We start from the raw sequence: 1,006 nt of genomic DNA on the forward strand, positions 1-1,006 counted from the left end.
CAGGACAACCGTGATTAACCAACGAGGCTACGGCAGCCGCCCCGTTGTTGGTTAATCTTCTTCACCGCCTGCGAAGGCCGCCAGTTCTGGCTCTCGTGTCTCCGCGAGTGCTTGACGAATCTCCGACCGATCCCACCCAAGCGGTGCCAGCACACTTTCGACAGCTCGGATGAGTTGTGTCTCATAATACGACGCATCGTACGACTCGATCGCTTCGTGAGCCAACGCGACCCGCTCTCGTGATTTTTTCTCGTCGTCAACGACCACGTACTCGATGTCTTGTCCGGGATGGACAGCGAGGTCCTGGTCATGGGCCCGCTTCAGCGCCGCCACATTCTGGGTGTTCTGTGTATAGCCTTCGAGTGGTTTGGAGACACGGTTGCGTTCAACGAGGTCCGCAACTGGCACTGCCCCAGCGTGAAGCCGACTGATCGCCTCCTGAAGACACTCGAGTACGGCGTCCGGTGATCGCGTTGAATCGAGCCGATCGAGACAGTCCCGCTGGACGGCCTCGATGAATGGCGGCGTCGAACGTTGTCGGGCCTCGATTCCTCGTATTTTGAATTCGTCATCGCCAGCGACTTTCCCGAAGTACTTCGTTAGTCCGCCGGCGTTGGTGTCCGTCGCGCTGCAGCTGTTGCTGAACGGAGCGAACAGTGGCGACTACTCCATGTTGCACTCAGCCGCGCCGCCGATCATCTCGTCTGCCCGCTTCCGCGAACAGATGATCTGCTCTCTGCGCACGATCATTGGGCTCAGCCGCTGTATGATACGGTTGGTGCCAATGTGATGGCAGCCACAGATATCCAGACGGTCTCTCTCCCAGCGGCCGATGGTACTCACCACCCCAAACCGGTGTCTGTGAATGGTATTTCGCTGTCACTAGACGCGCTGACAGCAGATAACCCACCGATACAGACGCCGCCGGTCGCAGAGCCACTGGATATCCACCCTGCTGATCGGATTGCGGAGAGATGGATTCCCCGGTTTATTGGCCCAAGTCTAC

General features: G+C 58.4%; 1 protein-coding gene and 1 pseudogene. One reads left to right on the forward strand and one right to left on the reverse strand.

Features of this window, described 5'->3' with window-relative positions:
- Positions 1-51: 51 nt before the first annotated feature.
- Positions 52-621 (reverse strand): annotated as a pseudogene (locus DJ69_RS11295) (DNA polymerase domain-containing protein); the annotation flags it as partial.
- Positions 622-789: 168 nt separating this feature from the next.
- On the opposite strand from DJ69_RS11295, the gene DJ69_RS18655 reads away from it, so the two are divergent.
- Positions 790-1,006: hypothetical protein (locus tag DJ69_RS18655; protein ID WP_218962315.1), on the forward strand; the 217-nt coding region annotated here is incomplete at its 3' end.

Origin of the sequence: Halorubrum persicum (assembly GCF_002727125.1) — an archaeon.
In the GTDB taxonomy this organism is placed as follows: Archaea; Halobacteriota; Halobacteria; order Halobacteriales; family Haloferacaceae; genus Halorubrum; species Halorubrum persicum.